This is a genomic window from Serratia sp. Nf2 (genome assembly GCF_003028435.1).
In the GTDB taxonomy this organism is placed as follows: Bacteria; Pseudomonadota; Gammaproteobacteria; order Enterobacterales; family Enterobacteriaceae; genus Serratia; species Serratia marcescens_L.
The window spans coordinates 352,069-375,591 of record NZ_PYTW01000001.1 but is presented as its reverse complement, the minus strand read 5'-3'; the positions used below and the strand labels follow the sequence as shown (position 1 = coordinate 375,591).

General features: G+C 59.1%; 23 protein-coding genes, 2 pseudogenes and 1 other annotated feature. Of the genes and pseudogenes, 9 read left to right on the top strand and 16 right to left on the bottom strand.

The window, feature by feature from the left end:
- Positions 1-3: 3 nt before the first annotated feature.
- Entirely contained in the window at positions 4-1,038 is a 1,035-nt protein-coding gene (locus C9411_RS01735) for an NAD(P)-dependent alcohol dehydrogenase (RefSeq protein WP_033634775.1), read from the bottom strand.
- Between the two features lie 228 nt (positions 1,039-1,266).
- Here C9411_RS01735 and C9411_RS01730 point away from each other — a divergent pair, with 228 nt between their 5' ends.
- Together C9411_RS01730 and C9411_RS01725 are read left to right on the top strand one after the other, a co-directional pair.
- Entirely contained in the window at positions 1,267-1,821 is a 555-nt protein-coding gene (locus C9411_RS01730) for a D-lyxose/D-mannose family sugar isomerase (protein WP_063990098.1), read from the top strand.
- Between the two features lie 70 nt (positions 1,822-1,891).
- A complete protein-coding gene (locus C9411_RS01725) occupies positions 1,892-2,893 on the top strand; it encodes a LacI family DNA-binding transcriptional regulator (protein WP_063990097.1) in 1,002 nt (333 codons plus the stop codon).
- Positions 2,894-2,917: 24 nt separating this feature from the next.
- Here the strand turns inward: C9411_RS01725 and C9411_RS25950 are convergent, their stop codons facing one another.
- Both C9411_RS25950 and C9411_RS25945 read right to left on the bottom strand, forming a co-directional pair.
- Positions 2,918-3,382 carry a DMT family transporter gene (locus tag C9411_RS25950; protein WP_233221859.1) on the bottom strand — a complete coding sequence of 155 codons (465 nt, stop codon included), beginning with the start codon at positions 3,380-3,382 and terminating at the stop codon, positions 2,918-2,920.
- Positions 3,383-3,423: 41 nt separating this feature from the next.
- A complete protein-coding gene (locus C9411_RS25945) occupies positions 3,424-3,873 on the bottom strand; it encodes a DMT family transporter (protein ID WP_233221858.1) in 450 nt (149 codons plus the stop codon).
- 91 nt (positions 3,874-3,964) lie between these two features.
- Here C9411_RS25945 and C9411_RS01715 point away from each other — a divergent pair, with 91 nt between their 5' ends.
- Positions 3,965-4,831, top strand: a complete 867-nt coding sequence (locus C9411_RS01715; protein ID WP_107226307.1) for a LysR substrate-binding domain-containing protein — start codon at positions 3,965-3,967, stop codon at positions 4,829-4,831.
- 12 nt (positions 4,832-4,843) lie between these two features.
- Here the strand turns inward: C9411_RS01715 and C9411_RS25940 are convergent, their stop codons facing one another.
- Positions 4,844-5,107: an amidohydrolase family protein gene (locus tag C9411_RS25940; RefSeq protein ID WP_233221857.1), complete on the bottom strand. Its 264-nt coding sequence runs from the start codon at positions 5,105-5,107 to the stop codon at positions 4,844-4,846.
- On the opposite strand from C9411_RS25940, the pseudogene C9411_RS01705 reads away from it, so the two are divergent.
- Together C9411_RS01705 and C9411_RS01700 are read left to right on the top strand one after the other, a co-directional pair.
- Positions 5,001-5,330 (top strand): annotated as a pseudogene (locus tag C9411_RS01705) (substrate-binding domain-containing protein); the annotation flags it as partial. The gene C9411_RS25940 and the pseudogene C9411_RS01705 overlap by 107 nt on opposite strands.
- Before the next feature lie 173 nt (positions 5,331-5,503).
- Entirely contained in the window at positions 5,504-7,387 is a 1,884-nt protein-coding gene (locus C9411_RS01700) for a hypothetical protein (RefSeq protein WP_063990093.1), read from the top strand.
- 208 nt (positions 7,388-7,595) lie between these two features.
- Here C9411_RS01700 and C9411_RS01695 read toward each other — a convergent pair whose 3' ends face one another.
- On the bottom strand, positions 7,596-8,546 hold the full coding sequence (locus tag C9411_RS01695; RefSeq protein ID WP_063990092.1) for an amidohydrolase family protein: 951 nt from the start codon (positions 8,544-8,546) through the stop codon (positions 7,596-7,598).
- A 172-nt stretch (positions 8,547-8,718) separates the two neighbouring features.
- The gene (locus C9411_RS01690) at positions 8,719-9,015 is read right to left on the bottom strand and encodes a YciI family protein (protein WP_063990055.1); all 297 of its coding nucleotides are present in this window, start codon (positions 9,013-9,015) and stop codon (positions 8,719-8,721) included.
- Positions 9,016-9,190: 175 nt separating this feature from the next.
- Between C9411_RS01690 and C9411_RS01685 the strand changes: the two genes are divergently transcribed.
- Positions 9,191-9,844 carry an epoxyqueuosine reductase QueH gene (locus C9411_RS01685; protein WP_025303057.1) on the top strand — a complete coding sequence of 218 codons (654 nt, stop codon included), beginning with the start codon at positions 9,191-9,193 and terminating at the stop codon, positions 9,842-9,844.
- 236 nt (positions 9,845-10,080) lie between these two features.
- Complete coding sequence (gene tonB / locus C9411_RS01680; protein WP_016927510.1) at positions 10,081-10,824, top strand: TonB system transport protein TonB; 744 nt, start codon at positions 10,081-10,083, stop codon at positions 10,822-10,824.
- 67 nt (positions 10,825-10,891) lie between these two features.
- Here tonB and yciA read toward each other — a convergent pair whose 3' ends face one another.
- A complete protein-coding gene (yciA, locus tag C9411_RS01675; protein WP_004932085.1) occupies positions 10,892-11,320 on the bottom strand; it encodes an acyl-CoA thioester hydrolase YciA in 429 nt (142 codons plus the stop codon).
- A 76-nt stretch (positions 11,321-11,396) separates the two neighbouring features.
- Positions 11,397-11,936 (bottom strand): septation protein A, encoded by a 540-nt coding sequence (locus C9411_RS01670; RefSeq protein ID WP_063990054.1) that lies wholly within the window; start codon positions 11,934-11,936, stop codon positions 11,397-11,399.
- 221 nt (positions 11,937-12,157) lie between these two features.
- On the opposite strand from C9411_RS01670, the gene C9411_RS01665 reads away from it, so the two are divergent.
- A complete protein-coding gene (locus tag C9411_RS01665) occupies positions 12,158-13,861 on the top strand; it encodes a SulP family inorganic anion transporter (protein WP_107226306.1) in 1,704 nt (567 codons plus the stop codon).
- A 52-nt stretch (positions 13,862-13,913) separates the two neighbouring features.
- Here the strand turns inward: C9411_RS01665 and C9411_RS01660 are convergent, their stop codons facing one another.
- Positions 13,914-14,666, bottom strand: a complete 753-nt coding sequence (locus C9411_RS01660) for a YciC family protein (RefSeq protein ID WP_063990052.1) — start codon at positions 14,664-14,666, stop codon at positions 13,914-13,916.
- 34 nt (positions 14,667-14,700) lie between these two features.
- On the bottom strand, positions 14,701-15,141 hold the full coding sequence (locus C9411_RS01655) for a YkgJ family cysteine cluster protein (RefSeq protein WP_063990051.1): 441 nt from the start codon (positions 15,139-15,141) through the stop codon (positions 14,701-14,703).
- Positions 15,142-15,427: 286 nt separating this feature from the next.
- Here C9411_RS01655 and ompW point away from each other — a divergent pair, with 286 nt between their 5' ends.
- A complete protein-coding gene (gene ompW, locus C9411_RS01650; RefSeq protein WP_016927514.1) occupies positions 15,428-16,060 on the top strand; it encodes an outer membrane protein OmpW in 633 nt (210 codons plus the stop codon).
- Positions 16,061-16,104: 44 nt separating this feature from the next.
- On the opposite strand, the gene C9411_RS01645 is transcribed toward ompW, so the two are convergent.
- From C9411_RS01645 to C9411_RS01615, 6 genes and pseudogenes are all read right to left on the bottom strand, one after another.
- Positions 16,105-16,419, bottom strand: coding sequence for a BON domain-containing protein (locus tag C9411_RS01645; protein WP_025303053.1), 315 nt, complete (start codon positions 16,417-16,419; stop codon positions 16,105-16,107).
- Positions 16,420-16,636: 217 nt separating this feature from the next.
- The gene (trpA, locus tag C9411_RS01640; RefSeq protein WP_060418860.1) at positions 16,637-17,443 is read right to left on the bottom strand and encodes a tryptophan synthase subunit alpha; all 807 of its coding nucleotides are present in this window, start codon (positions 17,441-17,443) and stop codon (positions 16,637-16,639) included.
- Positions 17,443-18,633, bottom strand: a complete 1,191-nt coding sequence (gene trpB, locus C9411_RS01635) for a tryptophan synthase subunit beta (RefSeq protein ID WP_060439813.1) — start codon at positions 18,631-18,633, stop codon at positions 17,443-17,445. Before trpB ends, trpA begins: the two co-directional genes overlap by 1 nt.
- A 41-nt stretch (positions 18,634-18,674) precedes the next feature.
- The gene (gene trpCF / locus C9411_RS01630) at positions 18,675-20,036 is read right to left on the bottom strand and encodes a bifunctional indole-3-glycerol-phosphate synthase TrpC/phosphoribosylanthranilate isomerase TrpF (RefSeq protein WP_199200115.1); all 1,362 of its coding nucleotides are present in this window, start codon (positions 20,034-20,036) and stop codon (positions 18,675-18,677) included.
- A gap of 3 nt (positions 20,037-20,039) precedes the next feature.
- A pseudogene (gene trpD / locus C9411_RS25935) lies at positions 20,040-21,636 on the bottom strand (bifunctional anthranilate synthase glutamate amidotransferase component TrpG/anthranilate phosphoribosyltransferase TrpD).
- Positions 21,636-23,198, bottom strand: coding sequence for an anthranilate synthase component 1 (locus tag C9411_RS01615; RefSeq protein WP_107226304.1), 1,563 nt, complete (start codon positions 23,196-23,198; stop codon positions 21,636-21,638). Before C9411_RS01615 ends, trpD begins: the two are co-directional and overlap by 1 nt.
- Positions 23,199-23,222: 24 nt before the next feature.
- Positions 23,223-23,326 (bottom strand) — a sequence feature (Trp leader region).
- Positions 23,327-23,523: the final 197 nt, after the last annotated feature.

Below are 23,523 nucleotides of genomic sequence, written 5' to 3'. Positions count from 1 at the left end.
GGATCACTCCATTTCCAGCATGATTTTGATGTCTGAGGCATGTCCCGCCGCCGCGCGCTCGAAGGCGGCTACGCTGTCGGAGAACTTGTAGGTTTGGCTTATCAACGGCTGGACGCGCAACTTGCCGCTGCTCAACAGCCGCAGCGTGCGCGGGTACATGTTGGCGTAGCGGAAAATGGTCTTGAAGGTGATTTCCTTGGCCTGTGCGGCGACGATATCCAGCGGCGCAGCATCTATCGGCATGCCGACCAGCACGGCGGTCGCCCCTGGCGCCGCATGTTCGGCCAGCGTTGCAATAGCCGGTTTTGCGCCGCTGCATTCAAACACGACATCGGCGCCATTGCCGCTGGTGAGCGCAGCCACTTTCCCCGCCAGGTCGCCGGTTTTGATATTGACGGCGTGCAGCCCCTCGTAACTGGCCGCCACGGCGAGTTTTTCGTCGAACAGATCGCAAATAATGACGTCCGAGCAGCCGCCCGCCAGCGCCGCGAGGGCGGTGACCACGCCGATCGGCCCGGCGCCGATCACCAGCGCGATATCGCCGGGTTTGATCCCGGCTTTGGTGGCCGCTTGCATGCCGATAGCTAAGGGTTCCACCATGGCGCCTTCAGCGAAACTGACGTTGTCCGGCAATTTGAACGTGAAGGCGGCAGGGTGGATGACGGTTTCGCGCAGGCAGCCGTGCACCGGCGGCGTTGCCCAGAAGCGAACGGCCGGGTCAAGGTTATAAATACCGGCGCGCGTCTGCGCCGAGTTGAGATCGGGAATGCCGGGCTCCATGCAAACGCGATCGCCGATGCTGAGGTGAGTGACGTTTTTACCTGTCGCGAGCACCACCCCGGAGGCCTCATGGCCGAGCACCATCGGAGCATTAACCACGAACGGGCCAATGCGTCCATGCTGATAATAGTGAACATCACTGCCGCAGATGCCCACGGAATGAATTTTTATCTGCACATCATCGGGCCCCAGCGTTTCGGCAAGCTGGACGTCCTCGATAGCGATTTCCCCCGCTTTAGCCAACACTAATGCTTTCATATTGCCTCCTGGTGAATCATTTTTATGGTAACGGTATCATTTCAATGCGGCGATAGTGAGCTAAAGCGGGTGGTTAAACTGTGATCGATGTTGGAATTACTCGACGGGAGTTAATTTTGCTGGTGGGTTGTTATTCAATATAGGGATGAAGATCACAAAATCGGCGGGGCAATGACGGTTTTAATATCAGCATGTTGATATCGATACCGTTACTTTGCAGGGGAAGTGATGAAAAAACAACAAGGTGCCATAGCCGCTACGCTGGAATATTTGCGCGAGGCGGACATTGTTTTGACCGAAGAAGAACAGCAACGTATTGAAATTGCGACATTTGGCCTGGCTGACTATCCCGTCTCAGGGCTGCAGCTGCTGACCTATGTCAACTCACCTCGGTATTGTGCGAAAGAGTTAGTGCTGTTTCCGGGGCAAACCTGCCCGGAACATTTGCATCCTCCTTTCGCCGGCACGCCCGGCAAGCAAGAGACGTTCCGCTGCCGCTGGGGCGAGGTGTTTCTGTTTGTCGATGATGAAAACCTGACGCTTAATGACGCCGGCGGCGAACCGGTATGCCGGGTGCCAGAGGGGGCGGAGCCTTGGTATACCTGCAATCGCTATATCCTCCTGCGGCCTGGCGAACAATACACCATCGCGCCCAATACCCGGCACTGGTTTCAGGCTGGAAAGCGCGGGGCGGTGGTGTCCGAGTTCTCTTCCGAGAGCCGTGATGAGTTGGATATCTTTACCGATCCCCGGATTAACCGCCTGGCAGGCGTAAACCATTAGCGCCACGATGAAAGTTCTGTCATGATGTTGTTAATGGTACAAAATGATACTCTAAGCTAAGGAGCTGCATTTGGCAGTGGGTCGAGGACGGAAAGCGACGCTGGCTAGCGTGGCCGCACAGGCAAACGTCAGTAAAATCACCGCGTCGCGGGCATTTTCACAGCCGGACAAGGTTCATCCGGAAACGCTGCGCCGCATTCGGGAGACCGCTGCCGAACTCGGTTATGTGGTCAATGCCGCGGCGCGTAACCTGCGTGCGAAAAGCAGCAGAACCATCGGCATCGTCAACCCTGATATGGCCAACCCGTTCTTTGGCGGCCTGACACGCTTGATGACGCTTGAAGCGCAAAAAATGGGGTATGACACCCTGGTGTTCGACTCCTATGAGTCTCAGGAAAGCGAAGACAGAATCATCGACAAACTGATTGGCTACAACGTCGATGCGATCATTCTCTCGGTTATTTCCAACGATCATCTGTACCAGCCTTCCTATCTAAAACGGTTGGAAACATTGAATATCCCGGTGGTGCTGATCGATCGGGAGCTGGATAATCGCCACTGCAGCGGGGTGTACATCGATAACCTGGACTGCGGCCTCCAGGCGGGGCGCTGGCTGCTGGAACAGAAAGCGCAGCGGGTGGTGGTGGTATCCGGGCCGGAGAACTCCAACGTGGCACGGGACAGGGTCACAGGGCTGCAGGCGGCACTGCAAGGGAAAGTGGCGTCGCTTGAAGTGCTGTATGCCGATTTCTTTATGGATGTCGCCTGGCAAGAGACGAGCCGATGGCTGGCCAATAACCGCGCGCCGGACTTTTTCGTCGGCTGCAATAACCAGATCTCTCTGGGCATTATCAAGGCCTGCATCGAACATCGGCTGCCGTTGATGCAGGACGTAGCGCTGTTCAGCATCGATGAGGTTTCGCATGCCGAGATCTACGGTTTTCATTTCCCCTGCGTGTCGCACGATTTGCAAGAGATCGCCTGGCAAGCGTTGAATCTGGCGATCCGTCGTATTGCCGACCCCGAGATCAAACCGGGCAAGGTGGTGGTGCGGGGAAAACTCGTCGCGTAACGGCGCCGCCGTTCGCCTTATCCGTCATTTTTCAGCGCGTTGCACTATTTTTGGCTCATTCCGCCCGGCGGGACGGATGAGCAGCCACAAACCGCTTCCTGCCGTCGCCGCGCCTAGCAGCATGGGCCAGGAAAGGGGTTCATTGAACATTAACCCCGCCCAGCAGAAGGTGACGAAGGGACTGAGAAACAGCAGGCTCGTCACGCGCAGCGCAGAAGTGAGCCGTAGACACAACCAGTACAGGCCGTAACCGGCCAGCGTCGCCAGTAGCGCGGTCCAAAGCACGCCGCACACAAACCCCGTCGTTACCGTTGGCAGCAGCGGGCCTTCATTGCCGGCCAGCGCGGCGAAAGCCAGCGCGGAAACCGCGCTTTGTATCCCCAGCGTGGCCGGCAAACTCATTACGTGCGCCCGCGGCAGCCGTTCCTGCCACAGCGTTGCCAGCGCGAGCGATAGCATCCCCGCCAGCGGCAACAGGTAACTCCACAATGGGGCGTCTCCCCATGAGATGGCGCTGCCGGTCGCCAGCGTTACCCCGCTAACCCCAAGGTTAAACCGGACCAAACGCGACCATCGGGCAGGCGGCGTTGCAACAACATGCTCAGCAGTGCCGTGCCGAGAGGGAGCAAATCGGCGATGAGTGCGGCCAACCCGGCCGGCACGCCATATTCGATGCCTTTGCTGACGCCGGTCAGGTAACCAGTCATGGCGAGCAACCCAATCCCGGCGTGAACAGCTATCGTCAGCGGAGATGCGCGCCTGATGGCGCTCAGACTAAACGGCAGCAACGCGAACGTGACCACCACGCAGCGCCAAAACGCCACCAGCAACACCGGCGCGTAATCGGCGGCGAAGCGAATGCCGACGAAGCCGGAGCTCCAGGCCACGATCAGCAGGACCTCGGCCACAGCCAGCCAGAGGGAGGCTTTGCCGTGATGTTTGCCGCAGTGGGAAGAGGGGCGAAATGATGGCAGGGACATGATGGTCACCTCCTTTCCGCCCGATGGTAGTGTGTGGCTATAGTTTAATAAATCGAATAATTTTCGTTCCGTTGTTTAATGGAGTTAAATCATGCGACCGACATTGGATATCGATCTCTTGCGCACTTTTCATGCCATTGCACGTTTGGGGCAATTCCGCGCGGCGGCGGCATTTGTCAATCGCAGCCCCGCCGCCGTGAGCGTGCATATCCAGCGCCTGGAACAGGTGGTGGGCGGGCGCCTGCTGGAGCGTGACAATCAGTCCGTGGTGCTGACGCCGCTGGGAAGCAAGCTGCTGGCCTCGACGCTCGGGCTGCTGAGCGCTCATGACGATATTCTGCGGGAACTGCAGGGCGCGCCGCTAAGCGGCCATATCAAATTGGGATTGCCTGATGAGTACGCCTCTCATGTGATACGTCATATTTTGCCGCGGTTTGCCGACAGTTTTCCCGCGGTGGAGTTGGAGGTCTCTACCGCTGCCAGTCAGGCGCTGGTGGACCAAATTGGTCGTAATCGGCTGCATCTCGCGCTGGTGGTTCAACCCTCGGGGAGACACTGTCAGACACCGGTCGCGGTGACAGTACCCGTGTGGGCCGGAGGCCGTTCGCTGGCGCTGCAGGCTAACCGGCCGCTGCCGCTGGCGTTGCATGCCGCCGACTGCCCTTATCGCGAAGCGATGCTCGAGGCGTTGACGTCGGCGGGGCGACAATGGCGGGTCATTTTAAGCAGTCCCTCGGCCAGCGTGGTGGCCGCTTGCGTAGAGGCGGGGCTAGCCGTCACGTTGCTCGATCGGGCACGACTCTCTGGTGCGATGCGGATACTCGAAGCGTTGCCACCGGTCGCGCCGTATGAGGTGCAACTGCTGCGATCTGTCGCCGCCGACGGCGAGCCCGCGACGGCGATGCTGGAGAAAGTCATCGGCGAGTATTTTCAGGGCGGTGAACACATCGTGCAGTAAACGCGGCCAAACCTATGTGGGCCGCTTCACATCCTGCAGCCCAAACAGCGTAGCCGCATTGCGAGCCAAAATAGCGTTCACGTCTTCCTCCGGCAAACCCGCGCGCCGGATGTAGTCCAGCGTGGTTTGAAACAGTTCGCCCGGTTGGAACGGGAAATCGGTGCCGAACAGCAGTTTCTTAATGGACGTCGCCTGGCAAGAGACGAGCCGTTGGCTGGCCAATAACCGCGCCCCGGACTTTTTCGTTGTCTGCAATAACCAGATCTCCCTGGGCATCATCAAGGCCTGTATCGAACATCGGCTGCCGTTGATGCAGGACGTGTCGCTGTTCAGCATCGATGAGGTTTCGCATGCCGAGATCTACGGTTTTCATTTCCCCTGCGTGTCACACAATTTGCAAGAGATCGCCTGGTAAGCGTTGAATCTGGCGATCCGCCGTATTGCCGATCCCGAGATCAAGCCGGGCAAGGTGGTGTTGCGGGGAAAACTCGCCGCGTAACGGCATCTCTGCTTTTGTATGGGGGATAAAAGGAGCAGAAGGAGGCGTTACATCCAATAGGCCGGTATGTTCGGTGGGCAATAGAACAACACTCCCGCTATTGATGCAGGATTCATTCGTTCATAGAGTTATATGGCTGTATATAAATACAGTAACTCTGTGAGGATAATATGATGAATACCTGCCCTGATATCGCTACGTTACGAAACACTCTTCCTGGCGCAGTCGGCGAATTGATCGCCGTGACCGCATACTACGGCGATTGGAATGCCGGCAATCGTCAACCCATCGGCGGCGGTATCTTCGTCGCCAAAGCACAATCGACACCGATGGATGATGGCGGGATGTTCATCCGCCCCAACGCTGCTTGGTTGTGGGTGCGCGTCTTGGATGTTGCTGGCACGGTGTCGCCTTATATGTTCGGCGCGAAAGGTGACGGTATTTCAGAGGATGCCGCTGCCATTCAAGCCGCTCACGATTATGCCAGTTCGCAGGCTGTATCCAGCGGTTCACGCGTATTGAAAAACGGGAATCTGCAGTTCGGGAGCGGGCAATTTAAATGTACGGAAACGCTGAAGCTGGATTTGAAAACCGTCGATTACGATTTCTCCGGCGCCTTGCTGGATTTTAGCGCCATGACACAGGGCAACGCCACCGACCGTAAAGTCGCGATTCAATGGCAAAACAACGCCGGTTATACCCAGGGCAATCTCAGCGTGAAAAATTTGCGTATGATTGGCCCTGGCGCCAATTCATTTGTCGATGGCATGACGTTTTCTACTTCGCTCTCGGCTAGCTATGGCCGCAATTCGCTGACCTTTATCGGCGGTGGGATCGAAGGTTTTGCCTATGGCATAACCGGCACTACCGATTTCTACTTCCTGCGTATGTATGGCTTTAGTTTCAATCACTGCGACATTTGCTATTACTTCCCCGACAATACTTCCAATTCCGGTGAAGAGATGAATTTCCACAGCTGTATTTTCGCTCAGAGCAATTGCGGTGTGAAACTACAGGGGGGCTACAGCTATTTCTTAAACTGTTCCTTTGATTACATTTACGGTAAGAACGGGCCGCAAGCCTCCTCCAGCCATGTCGGAAAGTATATGCATATCGAGGGTGGGCAACATATTTTCCGCGATTGTCACGTTGAAGGCTATGGCCCACAAAATTACATCCTGAACATTCCGGATGCTAAACGGTGCAAGGTCAACATTATCGGCGGTCTGTTTACCTTCAAAGCCGGCGGTAGCCCAACGGCCTATCCGACAACCTCTAACCCATTCTATGTGGGTGATTTGGCGCGAGTGGTATTTGATAAAGTCAATATCGGTCAGATGCAACAAGGTGGTGACACCAACGTCAGTGGTTGGATTGATGGCACGGGTTCTGTCTCTTTGCGTAATACGCAATTGCCTATCGCCTGGCCTTATCTGTTAACTCAGGTGCGAACCGATACCGCTGTACAGGACAATTGGCTGGATGGCACGACGTATAGCAACGGTAGCGACAAATGGACTGAGGAAGTTTGGGTTCTGCCGCCGGGAGGCGTTAATACGGTACGCAAATCTCGCTACGGGTGGGGTACGACTAACAGCACCAATTTCAGCCTTATCCGCCAGGCCGATTTCGTTTCATTGGGGCGCAACGCGGCGGCTGGTAATGGTGTGTTCCAGGCGGTGCTGGGAACCGTCAGCCTGAAAGGCTATGGCAGCGTTATTCACCATGTTCGCGCCAACACTTACGCGGGTGATGGGCAACGCTGCCAGGTCAAAATCCTATGGGCGAAACTGCGCGAATATGGTCCGCAACAAGACGTTGAACCCCAAATTCTCAAGCAGCAAACCGGTCACGTTTACACCTATCAATTTAGCGGCAATGAATCTGATCTGAAGAGCGTTATCATCCCAGGCCAAATGCAGGGCTATCCTACGCAGCCTCCCGCCTTCGAGCGAGCGCCAGACTGGGCTACGCACGCTTTCTTGCTTATTGACGTCACCGAAATGAAAAGCAACTTTGACCTGCGCATTACGGATGTTTACCTGCGACAGGTCTGACGCAGTTTCCCAACATTGACCGGTTCACGACATGTCGCACATCCCGTTATTACGAGGGGGGGGCGACATTGAGGACGCAGCGTTTTGCGCGGCTGTCGCTGGCCTGCGTGAAGCGCAACGTGAAAGAACCGCATAAAACCCACTTGGGCTAGCCGAAATCCGGGGCCGGAATGGGGTCTCCTGCCTGTTACTGAATGAGGACGGATCTTCAGTCAGCGCCCAGCCCAAACAGCGCAGCCGCATTGCGATCCAAAATGGCGTTCACATCTTCCTCCGGCAAACCCGCGCGCCGGATGTAGTCCACCGTGGTTTGAAACAGTTCGCCCGGTTGGAACGGGAAATCGGTGCCGAACAGCAGCCGCTCAGTGCCGAAAGTCGCTGCCGCCGCTTGCAACGCGGGCACCTGATCGTGGCCTACCGTGTCGTACCACATGCGCAGGGCGGCGCGGCTTGGGGGTTCCGGCGTATTCGGCGCCTCCCACGCGACGGTTTGGTCGAGGCGTTCCAGCGTCATCGGTAGCAGGCCGCCCAGATGCGGCACAATGATTTTCATCTCCGGAAAGCGTTGGGGGATGCCGTTGAGGATAAAGTGCATGGCGGCGACCGTGTCTTCGATCGGCGCGCCGATCGACCAGGTCAAGGCGTAATCGGCGATGAGCGGCGAGTGCGCGCCGCGGCCGGCGGGATGAATGGCCAACACGCTGTGGCGGCGATTGAGTTCCTGATAGAGCGGCTCAAACAGCGGGTTGGCGATAGACAGCCCGAGCACTGAGGTGGTGATGCAGGCGCCCAGCATATTGAGCTGGGTAAGGGCCCTTTCAAGCTCGCGTAACGCAGCGTCGATATGCGGCAGCGGCAAGGAAGCGATAGCCCGAAAGCGGGTGGGATAACGCGCTACCAGTTCCGCATATTCATCATTGATCCGGCGCGCGGCATCAACGGCCGCCTGTTCGTCTTCCAGATGCGGCGACAGCGGCGTCGCCGACAGGATTTGCATGTCGATGCCGGCGCTGTCCAGCAGGGCGAAGCGCGCGTTGAGTTCACGCTCGCTGCGGCCGGCGCCCAATTGCCGATAGGCGGCGACTTCGTGCACGCCATGCGCTTGCAAAAGATCCAGATACTCTGTGCTCCACAGGTGAGCGTGTACGTCGAGTCGCATCGGTCGATCTCCGGAGTTCGCGGCGATGCCGCGGGTTCAGGAGAGTATAGGCGGGCGACGCGGCAGCCCCTGGCGGGAGGGCATTTTTTCTACCGACGGGTTAGGATGAGAGCACGCATTGATCCGGGAACGGCGCGCGGACGGGCGTTCCCGGTATTGGGCGGGCTGGAGATCAGAACACCTGTTTGAACGGCTTCACCGTCACGTCGGCGTAGACGCCGGCGGCGATATAAGGATCCTGCTGCGCCCAGGCCTGAGCTTCCGCCAGCGACTCGAATTCGGCGATCACCGTCGAACCGGTAAAGCCGGCCGCGCCGGGATCGTTGCTGTCGATGGCCGGGTTAGGGCCGGCGACCACCAGGCGACCGGCGTCGCGCAGCGCCTGCAGACGCGCCAGGTGTGCCGGGCGCACCGCCAGACGGTTTTCCAGCGAGTGGGGGACGTCTTGCGCGTAGATCAGATAAAGCATGTTTCACCTTTAAAATCATGGCAATAAAACGGTGCTACCAAGGTAACGCAAAAGGCGCAGCAGGGGAACGGTGCGCGGCGAATTTCCCGGCGGATTGGCGCTTATGCCTTGAAGCCGCTACTTTTTATTCGTATAGTGCGGCGCGCTTAAACTGATATGCCATTGAGGTGAGGATATGACGGAACTGGTAAGGGAAAAACTCGATTTGCCGGCGGGCAAAAGTAAACTGCTGCTGCACTCTTGCTGCGCGCCGTGTTCCGGCGAGGTGATGGAAGCGATCCAGGCCTCCGGGATCGAGTACGCCATTTTCTTCTATAACCCCAACATTCACCCGCAAAAAGAGTATCTGCTGCGCAAGGAAGAGAACATCCGTTTCGCCGAGCAGCACGGGGTGCCGATCATTGATGCCGATTATGACACCGACAACTGGTTCGCCCGCGCCAAGGGGATGGAGAATGAACCGGAGCGAGGCATTCGTTGCACCATGTGTTTTGACATGCGTTTCGAGCGCACGGCGCTGTATGCGCATGAGCACGGTTACGACACTATCTCCAGCTCGCTGGGCATTTCGCGCTGGAAGAACATGCAGCAGATCACCGACTGCGGCATCCGGGCGGCGGAAAAATATCCCGATCTGGTGTACTGGGATTACAACTGGCGCAAGAAGGGTGGTTCGTCGCGCATGATAGAGATCAGCAAACGCGAACGTTTCTATCAGCAGGAATACTGCGGCTGCGTCTATTCGTTGCGCGACACCAACCTGCACCGCAAGGCACAAGGTCGGCCGCTTATTAAGCTGGGCGTGCTTTACTATGGCGATGAAGAATAACGCTTAATCACCGCAATCAACCCGCTACGGCGGGTTTTTTATTTTTTGACGCCCGGCCAAACGTTAATCAAGCGTGTCGTCCTGGCGATAAAAAAGCAACGGCCAGGTTAATATCCTTATGAGTTTGCTGGTTTTAGCCGCGCATACTGACGATTAAAGCGATAGTTTGCCTTTCGTTATTGAATATGATTGCTATTTGCATTTAAACTTGGCGAACCAGAGGAAACAGAATCATTATGCCGCTAAAAAAGATGTTCCTTAATCGCCGTATATCCGTGCCTTTCGTCTTGTCCGTAGGCCTGCACAGCGCCCTGGTGGCGGGATTGCTTTACGCTTCGGTAAAAGAAGTGGTGGAGTTGCCGAAGCCAGAGGACGCGCCGATCAGCGTCATGATGGTCAACACCGCCGCGATGGCCGAACCGCCGCCACCGGCGCCGGCCGAGCCGGAGCCGCCACAGGTCGAACCTGAGCCGGAGCCAGAACCGGAACCTATCGTGGAGCCGCCGCCGAAGGCGATCGTGAAGCCGGAGCCGGTCAAGCCGAAACCGAAACCTAAGCCGAAGCCAAAGGTCGAAAAACAGGTTAAACCGGAGCCGAAGAAGGTTGAGCCGCGCGAGCCTTCGCCGTTCAACAATGATTCACCGGCCAAACCGATCGATAAAGCGCCGGTGAAACAGGCGCCTGCCGCGCCGGTGCAGGGCAACTCGCGCGAGGTCGGGCCAAGGCCGATCAGCCGCGCCAATCCGCTCTATCCGCCGCGGGCCCAGGCTTTGCAGATCGAAGGCAACGTGCGGGTACAGTTCGATATCGACAGCGATGGGCGCGTCAGCAACGTGCGTATCTTGTCGGCCGAACCGCGCAACATGTTTGAGCGTGAAGTGAAGCAGGCGATGCGTAAATGGCGCTATGAGGCCAAAGAAGCGAAAGATCGTACCGTCACTATCCGCTTCAAGCTGAACGGCACGACCGAATTGAACTGAGTTTGGTCTCCACCAAAAAAAAGGGTCGCCTCGGCGACCCTTTTTGCATTTGCGGCGTAGCGTCAGTTTATTCTTCGAAGCCGACACGGAAATTCATTTTGCCCTCAGGCAGCGCGCGCGAGTTGCCTTCCGCATCGACCGCCACATAGGTGAACACCGCTTCGGTCGCCCGGTAGCGCTGGCCGATCGGGGCGGAGGAGACTTTCTTGACCCACACTTCGATATTGATGGTGATCGAGCTGCGCCCGGTACGGATGCAGTGCGCATAGCAGCAAACCACATCGCCTACCGCCACCGGTTTCAGGAAGGTCATGCCGTCCACGCGCACGGTCACCACGCGCCCTTCGGCGATCTCTTTTGCCTGGATGGCGCCGCCGATATCCATTTGCGACATCAGCCAGCCGCCGAAGATATCACCGTTGGCATTGGTATCGGCCGGCATCGCCAGCGTGCGCAGCACCAGCTCGCCGCTGGGTAAAGGTCGTTGTTGTGTCATAGCAGTCTGCTTTTAAAAGGAGGGAATAACATCATACTGCCCGCGGCAAGCGCCGCAGGCATTAACAATTTTGTAACTATTTTTTCTGTTCTTCCGGCATGTGCCGGTAAATATAGATACCGCTGAGGAGGGTGAAGACCAATGTCAGTACCGTCAGGCCAAAGACTTTGAAATTGACCCAGACGCTTTGCGGCAGCCAGAAGGCGACATAGATGTTCGCCAGGCCGCAGGCCAGGAAGAAGACCGCCCAGGCGAGGTTGAGGTTGCTCCACACGTTGTCCGGCAGCGTCAGCTCTTTGCCCAGCATGCGCTGGACCAGCGGTTTTTTGAGCACCCACTGACTGATCAGCAGCGCCAGCGCGAACAGCGCGTAAATCACCGTGACCTTCCATTTGATGAACAAATCGTTGTGGAACACCAGCGTCAGGGTGCCGAACACCAGCACCATCAGGAAGGTGATCAGCGTCATCTTCTCGACCTTGCGGTATTTCACCCAGGTGAACACCAGTGCCAGCGCGGTGGCGACAATTAACGCGCCGGAAGCGACGTAAATGTCGTACAGCTTGTAAAAAGCGAAAAAGACAATTAACGGGAGGAAATCAAGAAACTGCTTCATAAATCAATCCATCATCTGTTCATCGGCCGACTATACCGGATTCGGCGAGCTCTGTGTACCGCCGGGCGTTGCCGATTATCGGCGTTTGGCCGGCGGATTTCTGCCGCGAAAGCAGGAATTTGCATAAACTTACGCGAGAAAGCGCGGGCGCATTGCCAGCGCGGGCCGCAGGCCGCATAGTAAGTATCATAATAACCAGATAATTTACCGCGGAAAACAGCATGCAGTGGAAATCTCTCCAGGCCCTAACGCCGGGTTTGACGCATTTATTGGGCTATCAACGCAGCTGGCTCAAGCCGGATATTCGCGCCGGCCTTTCCGTCGCCGCCGTCGCCTTGCCGGTGGCCATCGCCTACGCCGAACTGGCCGGGGTCAGCCCGGTGGTGGGGCTCTATTCCTGTATTTTTCCGATGGTGGCCTATGCGCTGTTCGGCTCGTCGCGCCAGCTGATCGTCGGGCCCGACGCCGCCACCTGTGCGGTGATCGCCGCGGTGGTGACGCCGTTGGCGGCGGGCAATATGGAGCGCCATTGGCAACTGACCATCATGATGACCGCGATGATGGGCGGCTGGTGCCTGCTGGCCAGCCGGTTCAAGCTGGGGGCGCTGGCGGATCTGCTGTCGAGGCCGATCCTCAGCGGGCTGCTGAACGGGGTGGCGATCACCATTATCGTCGATCAGATCGGCAAGGTGTTGGGATTCACGGTGCGCCCGGCGCAGCTGATCGAGCGCATCTACGCGCTGCCCGGTAACCTGCTGCACAGCGACTGGCTGACGATGGCGGTGTCGTTGTTGACGCTGGTGACGCTGCTCGGATTTAAAAAATGGCGGCCTAACTGGCCGGCGCCGCTGTTCGCCATCGTGCTGGCGGCGTTCGTGACCTGGGCCGGCGGCCTGCAACAGCATGGCGTGGTGACGGTGGGCGGTTTCAGCGGCGTGTTGCCGATCGTCCAGTGGCCGGACTTCCAGCCCGGTTTGCTGCGCGACATGGTGATCCCGGCGCTCAACCTGGCGGTGGTGAGCTTTGTCAGCATGATGCTCACCGCCCGCAGCTTCGCCGCCAAGAACGGTTATGAGGTGAACGCCGACGCCGAATTTCGTGCGCTGGGGCTGGTGAATATCGTCTCCGCGCTGTCGCAAGGTTTCGCCATCAGCGGTGCGGATTCGCGCACTGCGGTGAATGACGCCAACGGCGGCAAGAGCCAGCTGGTGTCGGTCATCGCCGCCGCAGTAATCGCCTTCGTCTTGCTGTTCCTGATGGCGCCGCTGCAGTTTATCCCGGTGGCAGGATTGGGCGTGGTGCTGATGTATGCGGCCTGGTCGCTGCTGGACATCCGTGGCATCTGGATCTTGCGCCGCCGCAACGCGCAGGCGTTCCGCCTGGCGCTGTTTACCTTCCTCAGCGTGCTTCTGGTGGGGGTGATCAGCGGCATCGGGCTGGCGGTGTTGCTGGGGCTGATGCAATTTCTGCGCACCGTCTTCCGGCCGACGGAACAGCTGCTGGGCGTCAACGACGAAGGCATGATCCATTCCATGGGCAACAACAATGGGGTGAAGGCGGTGCCTGGCGTCATGATGTACCGCTTCAATTCGCCGCTGACCTATTTCAACGTGGCGTACTTCAAACGCCGTATTCTCAATTTGGTCGACGGCACGCCGTTCCAGCCGCGCTGGGTGGTGGTGGATGCGGTAGCCAGTTTTACCCATGCCGATATCAGCGTGCTGGCGGCCATCGACGAACTGAAACGTGACTTGTTACAGCGTAACGTTAAGCTGGTGCTGGCGGGGCGCCGCACCGAGCTGACGCGCTGGTTCCGTATTAACCGCTTAGGACGCGACAAAGAGCTGATTTTGGTGCCGGACCTGTATCTGGCGCTGAAGCTGATTCAGAGTAAGGAGCAGGCGGAAGCCGCCACGGCGGGGTAAACAAAAAAGGGGCGCGCCGAAGCGTGCCCCTTGGGTTTTGGTTGCGTCGGCGTTAGCCGCGCAACAGCATGTACAGGCGGAACAGGTAGATCAGCAGCAGGGCAGATACCAGGTTGCTCAACGCGGTCAACACCACGCTGGCGACGTTCGGCGTCAGCACCGACAGATGGCTCACCAAAAACAGCACCAGCAGTTTGGCCGCCAGCCACAGCATCATCGCCGGCACAAGCACGCGCGCATTGGCGAAGGCCAATTTGCTGCTCAGCTTGAGCGAAGCGAACACGCCTTTTTTGTCGACGGAGGCGATCACCGGCGCCAGCGCGAAGGCGATAGCCATCAGCACGCCCGGCACCACAAACAGCGTCAGGCCGAGCTGGATCAGCAGGGTGCAGATAAACAGCAGCAGCAACAGACGCGGCAGATCGGGCGCCGAGGCGCCGAGCGCGCGCAGGGCGCTGGTGCGTTCACCTTGCGACACCAGACGGATCAGCGTCAGCATCCCGCCGACCAGCAGCACGTTGCCGACCAGCGCGGAGAAGGTGGCGGCCGCCGACACTTTCAGCAACACCATCTGCTGTTCCGGCGTCATCTGCTGGATCACTTCCTGAATGCCCATGCCGGTAGACGAAGCGAAATCGCTGGTGGTGGCAGCGAGCGTCGCCAACTGTTCGGCATCGGGGCTGAAGGCCTGATTCAGCAGCACGGAGATAAACGCCGTCAACAGCGCCAGCATCAGGATGCTGGCCAGTTGGTTGCGTAAAAAGTTAAAACTGTCACGGTACAAAGCGTTGGCCGTGATAGGCATGCAGACTCCTTGGCGTCGGGAAAACAGAGATAAATCAGTGGGTGATTGTACCCTGTTCCACGCCGCTGTGGCACCCCGCGAATTGCACTACGCCTATTTCTTCAACGATCGTCGTCTCAGGCAGCGAGAGCGGCAGGGGCACCGGCAAGGGCGGCAGGCCGTAGCGTTCGCGAGCGCGATCGCAGGCTTCGTTGCGCAGGCCGTTTTCACCGGACTGATCGAACTCCCGGCACGGGCTGGGCCGATTGAGGTAGATCGAGCAGGACACGGCTTTGCCAATCTCGCCATCCAGCGCGTTGCAGCGGGGGGACTTGCTGTTGGTCCCCTGCATGCAGCGCAGGAACGGGGTTAAAGGCTCCGTCAGGGAAAGGGGGACGATGCCGCCGCCGTCTTCGGCTTCGGCCCAATAGAATGACACTCGAAAATAACCGCAGCATGCGCCGCAGCTGACACAGGGATTAAGGATTTCGCTCATCTTGATTGCCCACCGACTCCTCACGGCACCAACCAAAACCAACACGGAAAATGAAATTACCTCAGCCGCATTTTTCTCCGCAACCGAAATTTGAACATGTAGATAATTTGCAACAAAATCGATTTTTTGATGCAGATCAATCCTTGATTTATTAGGCGGTTAGGTAACCTTGTTTTTAGTGGGATTTTAAATTTTTACACATAAGATGTGATCTCGATGGGATCACAAATACCCGAAAGTAGGTATATTCCCCCTCGAGCGATTAACCACACAAATGGAATGGATAATGAAAAAGACAACTCTGATGGTATTGGCGACGATGATGGCGCCTATGTTGGCAAGTGCGCATCAGGCCGGTGATTTCCTGTTCCGCGCGGGAACTGCGACGGTGCGTCCAAATGCAGGTTCGGACAACGTGTTGGGGTTGGGGTCGCTGGATGCGAAAAACAACACCCAGCTCGGTCTGACCTTCGGTTACATGGTGACGGACAACATCGGCGTTGAGTTGTTGGCCGCAACGCCATTCCGCCATAAGGTTACGCTGGGCGGCACCGATCTGGCGACCGTTCACCAATTGCCGCCTACGCTGATGGCGCAATACTACTTCGGCGACAAGCAGGACAAACTGCGTCCTTACCTGGGCGTCGGCGTTAACTACACCACCTTCTTCGACGAGAAGTTCAACGATTACGGCAAAAGCGCCGGGTTGAGCGACCTCGATCTGAAAGACTCCTGGGGTGTGGCGGCGCAGGCTGGCCTGGATTACAACCTGGATGAGCACTGGATGCTGAACATGTCGGTGTGGTGGATGAACATCGAAACCAAAACTCGCTTCAACGATGCGAATGGCGGGCACCACAGCTTCGATACGCGTCTGGATCCGTGGGTGTTCATGTTCGGGGCGGGTTATCGCTTCTGATGAAGGCCGCAATCAGGGAGGCGTTGCGCCTCCCTGTGTCGGTATTATTTAATCTGCATTACGTTTTCAACCGATTTCACACCGGCCACGCCGCGTGTGACCTGCACCGCACGGTTAGCGTCATCGCTGGACGTCACGAAGCCGCTCAGCTGCACGCGACCTTTAAAGGTTTCCACGCTGATCTCGCGTGACTTGATGTTTTTATCCGCCAGCAGTGCCGATTTCACTTTGGTAGTGACCACCGTGTCATCGATATAACCGCCCGTTCCCTCAGATTTTGCCGTCGGCGCACAAGCGCTCACCGCGACCGCCACAACGGCTGCCATGCACAAGGCCGAAAGGGTTTTAAACAGCTTCATAAATTACTCTCCATGCAATGTTATGGTTGAAATTCGCTACGGTTTATCGCCGCAGCGAGCGCATTCCCCAAATCAAACGAAGAAATGCATAGCGAACAACGTTCATTGTGAGACAAGACCTGGGTTTGTTCAAATTTTTGCTGTAAATAAATGGAACAAACTTTGAGGGGAAACAAGCTGTTAAAGCGAGCGCCGGCAGGGCGCTCGCTAAAGAGGATCACGCCCGGGTGGCGCGCTTCATATTGCTGACGAAGGCCGCCAGCCTGGTCAGCATCTCCGCCGGGTTGGCATGGTGCTGTTCGATGATTTTGACGATTGCCGAGCCGGAGATCGCGCCGGCGGCCCCGGCCTGCAGCGCGGCCTTTACCTGCTCGGGTTCGGAGATGCCGAAGCCCTGCAGCGGCGGCGCGGCGTGATACTCGCGCAGCTTGTTCACCAGGTGATGCAACGGCAGCTGCGCCCGGCTTTCGGTGCCGGTCACCCCGGCGCGCGACAGCAGGTAGGTGTAGCCGCGGCCGTGCGACGCGATTTCACGCAGCAGATCGTCATCGGCGTTCGGCGGGCAGATGAAGATCGGTGCGATACCGTGGCGCGCGGCGGCGGCGCGGAACGGCGCAGACTCTTCAAACGGCACGTCGGCGACCAGCACTGAATCCACGCCCACTTCGGCGCAGCGTTGGTAAAACGCATCGATGCCTTTATGGAACACCAGGTTGGCGTACATCAGCAGGCCGATGGGAATGGTCGGGTGCTTCTGGCGGATGGCCGCCAGCATCTCGAAGCACTGGGTCGGCGTGACGCCGGCGGCGAAGGCGCGCAGCGTCGCGCTTTGGATGGTTGGGCCGTCCGCCAGCGGATCGGAGAAGGGGATACCCAGCTCCAGCGCATCCGCGCCGGCTTCGATCAGGGTGTCGATAATCTGCAGCGACAGCGCCGGATTAGGATCGCCTAGCGTCACGAACGGGACGAAGGCGCCTTCCTTGCTGCTTTCCAGACGCGTGAACAGTTGCTGATAACGTTCCATCAGATTTCTCCCCGTGCTTTCAAAATGTCGTGAACGGTAAATATGTCTTTGTCGCCGCGGCCGGACAGGTTGACCACCAGGATCTGCTCTTTCTGCGGCGTTTCACGGATCATTTTCAGCGCGTGCGCCAGGGCGTGCGAGGATTCCAGCGCCGGGATGATGCCTTCATGGCGCGACAGCGCCTTGAACGCTTCCAGCGCTTCGTCGTCGGTGATCGACACGTATTCGGCGCGGCCGGTGCTGTTCAGGTAGGCGTGCTGCGGCCCGACGGACGGGAAGTCCAGCCCGGCGGAAATTGAATAGGATTCTTCAATCTGGCCTTCGGCGGTCTGCATCATCGGCGCTTTCATGCCGAAGTAGATGCCGACGTGGCCGTGCTTCAGCGGCGCGCCGTGCTGGCCGGTTTCGATGCCCAGGCCGGCGGGTTCCACGCCGATAAGCCCAACGTCAGCGTCATCGATAAAGTCGGCGAACATGCCGATGGCGTTGGAGCCGCCGCCGACGCAGGCGATGACCGCATCCGGCAGGCGGCCTTCGCGCTCCAGCATCTGCGCTTTGGTTTCTTCGCCGATCATGCGCTGGAATTCACGCACGATGGTGGGATACGGGTGCGGGCCGGCGGCGGTACCGAGCATATAGTGGGCGGTTTCATAGCTGCCGGACCAGTCGCGCAACGCTTCGTTGCAGGCGTCTTTCAGGGTGGCGGAGCCGCTGTGCACCGGGATCACTTCCGCGCCCATCAGCCGCATGCGGAATACGTTCGGCGACTGGCGCTCAACGTCTTTGGCGCCCATATAGATGCGGCACTTCAGGCCGAGCAGCGCGCAGGCCAGCGCCGACGCGACGCCGTGCTGGCCGGCGCCGGTTTCCGCGATGATCTCGGTTTTGCCCATGCGCTTGGCCAGCAACGCCTGGCCCAGCACCTGGTTGGTCTTGTGCGCGCCGCCGTGCAGCAGATCTTCGCGCTTCAGGTAGAGCTTGGTGTTGCTGCCGGCGGTGAGGTTTTTGCACAGCGTCAGCGCCGTCGGGCGGCCTGCGTAGTTCTTCAACAGATCGATAAATTCAGCCTGAAATGCCGGATCGCGCTGAGCGCTGACAAAGGCTTCTTCCAGTTGTTTCAGGGCCGGCATCAGAATTTGCGGCACATACTGGCCACCAAATTCGCCGAAGTAGGGGTTAAGCAGCGTCATGAGAGTTCCCGTTATTATCCGTTATTAATATAGAGCCGTATTCAGTAGGCGCGCAGGGTCTGGAAGACCGAGGCCAGGCGCGCGGGATCTTTGATGCCCGGTTCGCTTTCCACGCCGGAGTTGAAGTCCAGCCCGGCGCAGCCGAGCTTGGCCGCTTCGACGCAGTTGTCGGCGCGCAGGCCGCCCGCCAGCATCACGTTAGTCAGATCTTCGTCTTGCAACACCGACCAGTCGAAGCGTTGGCCGGTGCCGCCGGCACCGTTGTCGAGCAGATAACGGTCAACATGCTGCAGATCGCGCGCCGGCACCCGATCTTTCACGCTCAGCGCCTTCCAGATACGGCAGTCGGCCGGCAAGCGGGCGCGCAGGGCGCTGATATAGGCCTGGTCTTCCGCGCCGTGCAATTGCACCGCATGCAGCCCGAGGCGCTCAACGGTCAACGCCACGGTATCGACCTGGGCGTCGCAGAACACGCCGACGTATTTCAGCGGCGCGCCGGAGATCACTTCGCGGGCGCGGGTGATGTCCACATAGCGCGGCGAACGGCCGACGAAAATCAGCCCGCCGTAGATGGCGCCGGCCTGATAGGCGGCGGCGGCGTCTTGCGGACGGGTCAGACCGCACACTTTGTTGTCGCCCAGGACCACGCGGCGCACGGCGGCGCGCAGATCGGGTTCCGACATCAGCGCGCTGCCGATCAGGAAGCCGTTGGCGTAATGGCTCAGCTCGCGGATCTGCCCGTAGTTGTTGATGCCTGACTCGCTGATCACCGTCACGCCATGCGGCACGCGCGGCGCCAGCTGACGGGTGCGGTTCAGATCGATGCTCAAATCGCGCAGATCGCGGTTGTTGATGCCGACCACGCGCGCTTCCAGCGCGATCGCGCGCTGCAGCTCTTCTTCACTGATCACTTCGGTCAGTACGCCCATATTCAGGCTGTGGGCCACCGCGGCCAGTTGGCGGTACTGCTCGTCGGTCAACACCGACAGCATCAGCAGGATGGCATCGGCCTGATAGTAGCGCGCCAGGTAAATCTGATAGGGATCGATGATAAAGTCTTTGCACAACACCGGTTGGCTGACGGTTTTACTGACCAGCGGCAGGAAATCGAAGCTGCCCTGAAAGTATTTCTCGTCGGTCAGCACCGAGATCGCCGAAGCGAAATCTTTATACACCGTGGCGATTTCTACCGGATCAAAGTTCTCGCGAATCAGTCCCTTGGAAGGCGAGGCCTTCTTGCATTCGAGAATGAAAGCCGTCCGGGTGCCCTGCAGCGCGTGATAGAAGCTGCGTTCGCTCGGCGCGATGTCATTCTGAAAGCTGGCCAGGGGCTGTTGCTGTTGTCGCGCCGCGATCCATTGCGCTTTGTCGCGGACAATCTTGTGTAGCACGGTTTCCTGCATCATTTATCCTCTTGCCGCCAGTGCGATGACACGCTCATAGGCCTGCCCGCTGTTGATCATATCCAGTGCCTGCCGCGCATTTTGGCGCAGGTCTTCATGTCCGAATAACTTCAGAAGCAACGCGACGTTGGCCGCGACCGCCGCAGCGTGCGCCGGCTCGCCTTTACCTTGTAACAGCCGCGCCAAAATGTCACGGTTTTCTTCCGGCGTGCCGCCCAGCAAGGCTTCCAGCGGATAGGTTTCCAATCCGAAGGACTGCGGCGTGAGCTGGTAGCTGCTGATTTCGCCGTTGTTCAATTCCGCTACGTGCGTCGGGGCGTGGATCGCCACCTCGTCCATGCCGCCGCCGTGAACCACCGCCGCACGTTGATAACCCAGCACGCGCAGGGTTTCGGCAATCGGCAGCACCAGTTCCGGGCTGTAAACGCCGATCAGCGCCAGTGGCGGGCGCGCCGGGTTGATCAGCGGACCCAGCACGTTGAACAGCGTGCGGGTTTTCAGCTGCTGGCGCACCGGCATGGCGTGACGAAAACCGGTGTGGTACTGCGGTGCGAACAGAAAGCACACGCCGAGATCGTCCAGCGCCTTGCGCGCTTCTTCCGCCGGCAGATCCAGGCGGATACCGAACGCCGCCAGCAGATCCGACGAGCCGGAACGGCTGGAGACGCTGCGGTTGCCGTGTTTGGCGATCTTCGCACCGCAGGCCGCCGCCACAAAGGCGCTGGCGGTGGAAATATTGATGCTGTTGGTGCCGTCGCCGCCGGTGCCGACGATATCGGCGAACGGGTAGTCAGGGCGCGGGAACGGCTGAGCATCTTCCAACAGCGCTTTGGCGGCGCCGGCGATCTCTTCCGGGCGCTCGCCACGGACTTTCATGCTGATCAACGCCGCTGCCAGTTGGCTCGGCTCCAGTTCGCCGCGCACGATGGCGCTGAACAGCTGTTGGCTTTCCTGCTGGCTCATCGACTCGGCGCGGTACAGTTTCTCAAGAATAGGTTGCATCGTCGTGTTCCTTATATTACTTCGCCAGCGCCCAGGCGAGGGTCTGCTCAAGCAGGCGTGCGCCGTGGGTGGTCAGAATCGATTCCGGATGGAACTGGAAGCCGCACACGCGGCGTTGGTCGTCGCGCACCGCCATCACCATCTCGCCGAAACGGGCGTTAACGGTGAGATCGGCCGGAATATTGCTGCCGACCAGCGAGTGGTAGCGCGCCACCGGCAGCGGGTTGGCCATGCCGGCGAACATGCCTTCGCCATCGTGAACGATCGCCGAGGCTTTGCCGTGCAGGATCTCGCCCGCCTGGCCGACCTGGCCGCCGTAGGCTTCGACGATCGCCTGGTGGCCGAGGCAGATGCCGATGATCGGCAGCCGGCCGCGCAGGCGCTGCAGCAGCTCCGGCATGCAGCCCGCTTCGGACGGCGTGCCGGGGCCGGGCGACAGCATCAGCACCGGCTGGGCCATGTGTTCCAAGCGTTCGATGATCACCTCGGCGGCGATCTGGTTACGGTAAATCACCACCTGGTGGCCGCTGGCGCGCAGCTGATCGACCAGGTTATAGGTAAAGGAGTCGACGTTGTCGAGCAGCAGGATATCGGCCATCAGAACACCTCCTTGGCATGGTGCGCAGTGGCGATGGCACGCAGCACGGCACGGGCTTTGTTGCGGGTTTCGTCGGCTTCCGCCTGCGGGACGGAATCCAGCACCACGCCGGCACCGGCCTGCACGGTGGCGATGCCGTCTTCAACGTAGGCGGAACGAATGACGATGCAGGTATCGAGATCGCCGGTGGCGGTGAAATAGCCTACTGCGCCGCCGTAGCTGCCGCGGCGCGCGCCTTCGGAGGCGGCGATTAGCTGCATAGCCCGCACTTTCGGCGCGCCGCTCAGAGTGCCCATGTTCATGCAGGCCTGGTAGGCGTGCAGCACGTCGAGATCGGCACGCAGCGTGCCCACCACCCGGGAAACCAGGTGCATGACGAACGAATAGCGGTCCACCTTGGTCAGATCGGCCACGTAGCGGCTGCCGGCCTGGCAGATGCGTGCCAGATCGTTGCGTGCCAGATCGACCAGCATCAGGTGCTCGGCCAGCTCTTTGTGATCGGTGCGCATTTCCAGCTCGGTGCGGCTGTCGAGATCCAGATCCAGCGAACCGTCGGCACGGCGACCGCGCGGGCGAGTGCCGGCGATCGGGTAGATTTCGATTTGGCGATTGCCCGCGTCGTATTTCAGCGCGCTCTCCGGCGAAGCGCCGAACAGAGTGAAGTCATCATCCTGCATGAAGAACATGTACGGGCTGGGGTTGTTGTCTTTCAAGGTCTGGTAGGCCGCCAGCGGCGCCGGACACGGCAGGGAGAAGCGGCGCGACGGCACCACCTGGAAAATCTCGCCCTGGCGGATCGCGTCCTGCAGCCCGCTGACCACCGCGCCGTACTCTTCGTCGCTCTGGTTGCAGCTCAGCTGCATGTTTTCCAGCGTTTGGTGCGGGATCGGCTGTGGGGTTTGTTGCAATTCGGCCTGAAGTTGTTCCAGACGTTGCTGCAAACGCTGCGCTTCACTCGCTTGTTCACTGAAGACGCTGGCCTGCAGACGGGCCGTACCGCGTTGGTGATCAAGCACCAGCAGGGTTTCTGCCAGATAGAAGCAGAAGTCCGGGCAGCGTTGATCCTGGCGCAGCGCCGGCAGGTCTTCGAAACCGGCGACCAAATCGTAGGCGAACAGGCCGCCCAGCATCACGGCTTCGCGCTCGTCCGCCGGGGAGTCCACCAGGGTCAGCAGCGTGCGCAGTGCGTCGAACACCGACAGTGAACGCAGGCGGGCGTCTTCGTCCTGCACCGCGTCGATCGCCGGGAAGGTCAGCTCGCGGCCGTTGGGGCGTGCCTGATTGCGCACCTCAGGCGGCAGCGCTTCGTCCAGCAGCGGCAGCAGCGCCGCGCCGTTGGCGCTCAGCGCCTGCACGCTGACGGTGTGGCCCAGTGCGGTAATGCGCAGCGCGCTGTCGATCACCAGCAGGCTCTGCAGATTCTGTTTGCTGTTGATTTCCGCCGATTCCAGCAGCAGAGTGGCCGGACGGGCGCCGCACAGCTGGTGGAAAATGGTGGTGGGGTCGCCCCGGTAGCTGGCTTGCGCCTTCAGCAATGTCAGTTGTGGTTTGGTGTTCATCATCGGTGGTTCCAGTGAATTCTGTCCATAAAAAAGCCCGCATCAGGTGCGGGCTCAGGAAATCTGCATTGTCAGATGACAGCTATGCGCGATTACACCGCCCGCAAGAGGGAGGTACGCCACCAACCGTGAAGAGAAATGTAGTTGTTCATTTGCAGACTCTCTCTGTTAACGCTCATCCGACACGGCCGTTGCCGTGAACTTGTGTACTAGTTAACTGGTTCGCGAAGGCAAAGTCAACCCTCTTTTTGCACAATGTTTTAGCGGTCAGCGTGAATTCTATTCATCATCCACCTGGCGCCTGTGGCCAGGACAGAATAGATTTCCG

What these genes read in the sequence shown, in the direction of transcription:
- C9411_RS01735 (WP_033634775.1), bottom strand. Translation starts at nt 1,038, where the DNA reads ATGAAAGCATTAGTGTTGGCTAAAGCGGGGGAAATCGCTATCGAGGAC.
- C9411_RS01730 (WP_063990098.1), top strand. Translation starts at nt 1,267, where the DNA reads ATGAAAAAACAACAAGGTGCCATAGCCGCTACGCTGGAATATTTGCGC.
- C9411_RS25945 (WP_233221858.1), bottom strand. Translation starts at nt 3,873, where the DNA reads ATGTCCCTGCCATCATTTCGCCCCTCTTCCCACTGCGGCAAACATCAC.
- C9411_RS01715 (WP_107226307.1), top strand. Translation starts at nt 3,965, where the DNA reads ATGCGACCGACATTGGATATCGATCTCTTGCGCACTTTTCATGCCATT.
- C9411_RS25940 (WP_233221857.1), bottom strand. Translation starts at nt 5,107, where the DNA reads ATGCCCAGGGAGATCTGGTTATTGCAGACAACGAAAAAGTCCGGGGCG.
- C9411_RS01700 (WP_063990093.1), top strand. Translation starts at nt 5,504, where the DNA reads ATGAATACCTGCCCTGATATCGCTACGTTACGAAACACTCTTCCTGGC.
- C9411_RS01695 (WP_063990092.1), bottom strand. Translation starts at nt 8,546, where the DNA reads ATGCGACTCGACGTACACGCTCACCTGTGGAGCACAGAGTATCTGGAT.
- C9411_RS01690 (WP_063990055.1), bottom strand. Translation starts at nt 9,015, where the DNA reads ATGCTTTATCTGATCTACGCGCAAGACGTCCCCCACTCGCTGGAAAAC.
- C9411_RS01685 (WP_025303057.1), top strand. Translation starts at nt 9,191, where the DNA reads ATGACGGAACTGGTAAGGGAAAAACTCGATTTGCCGGCGGGCAAAAGT.
- tonB (WP_016927510.1), top strand. Translation starts at nt 10,081, where the DNA reads ATGCCGCTAAAAAAGATGTTCCTTAATCGCCGTATATCCGTGCCTTTC.
- yciA (WP_004932085.1), bottom strand. Translation starts at nt 11,320, where the DNA reads ATGACACAACAACGACCTTTACCCAGCGGCGAGCTGGTGCTGCGCACG.
- C9411_RS01670 (WP_063990054.1), bottom strand. Translation starts at nt 11,936, where the DNA reads ATGAAGCAGTTTCTTGATTTCCTCCCGTTAATTGTCTTTTTCGCTTTT.
- C9411_RS01665 (WP_107226306.1), top strand. Translation starts at nt 12,158, where the DNA reads ATGCAGTGGAAATCTCTCCAGGCCCTAACGCCGGGTTTGACGCATTTA.
- C9411_RS01660 (WP_063990052.1), bottom strand. Translation starts at nt 14,666, where the DNA reads ATGCCTATCACGGCCAACGCTTTGTACCGTGACAGTTTTAACTTTTTA.
- C9411_RS01655 (WP_063990051.1), bottom strand. Translation starts at nt 15,141, where the DNA reads ATGAGCGAAATCCTTAATCCCTGTGTCAGCTGCGGCGCATGCTGCGGT.
- ompW (WP_016927514.1), top strand. Translation starts at nt 15,428, where the DNA reads ATGAAAAAGACAACTCTGATGGTATTGGCGACGATGATGGCGCCTATG.
- C9411_RS01645 (WP_025303053.1), bottom strand. Translation starts at nt 16,419, where the DNA reads ATGAAGCTGTTTAAAACCCTTTCGGCCTTGTGCATGGCAGCCGTTGTG.
- trpA (WP_060418860.1), bottom strand. Translation starts at nt 17,443, where the DNA reads ATGGAACGTTATCAGCAACTGTTCACGCGTCTGGAAAGCAGCAAGGAA.
- trpB (WP_060439813.1), bottom strand. Translation starts at nt 18,633, where the DNA reads ATGACGCTGCTTAACCCCTACTTCGGCGAATTTGGTGGCCAGTATGTG.
- trpCF (WP_199200115.1), bottom strand. Translation starts at nt 20,036, where the DNA reads ATGCAGGAAACCGTGCTACACAAGATTGTCCGCGACAAAGCGCAATGG.
- C9411_RS01615 (WP_107226304.1), bottom strand. Translation starts at nt 23,198, where the DNA reads ATGATGAACACCAAACCACAACTGACATTGCTGAAGGCGCAAGCCAGC.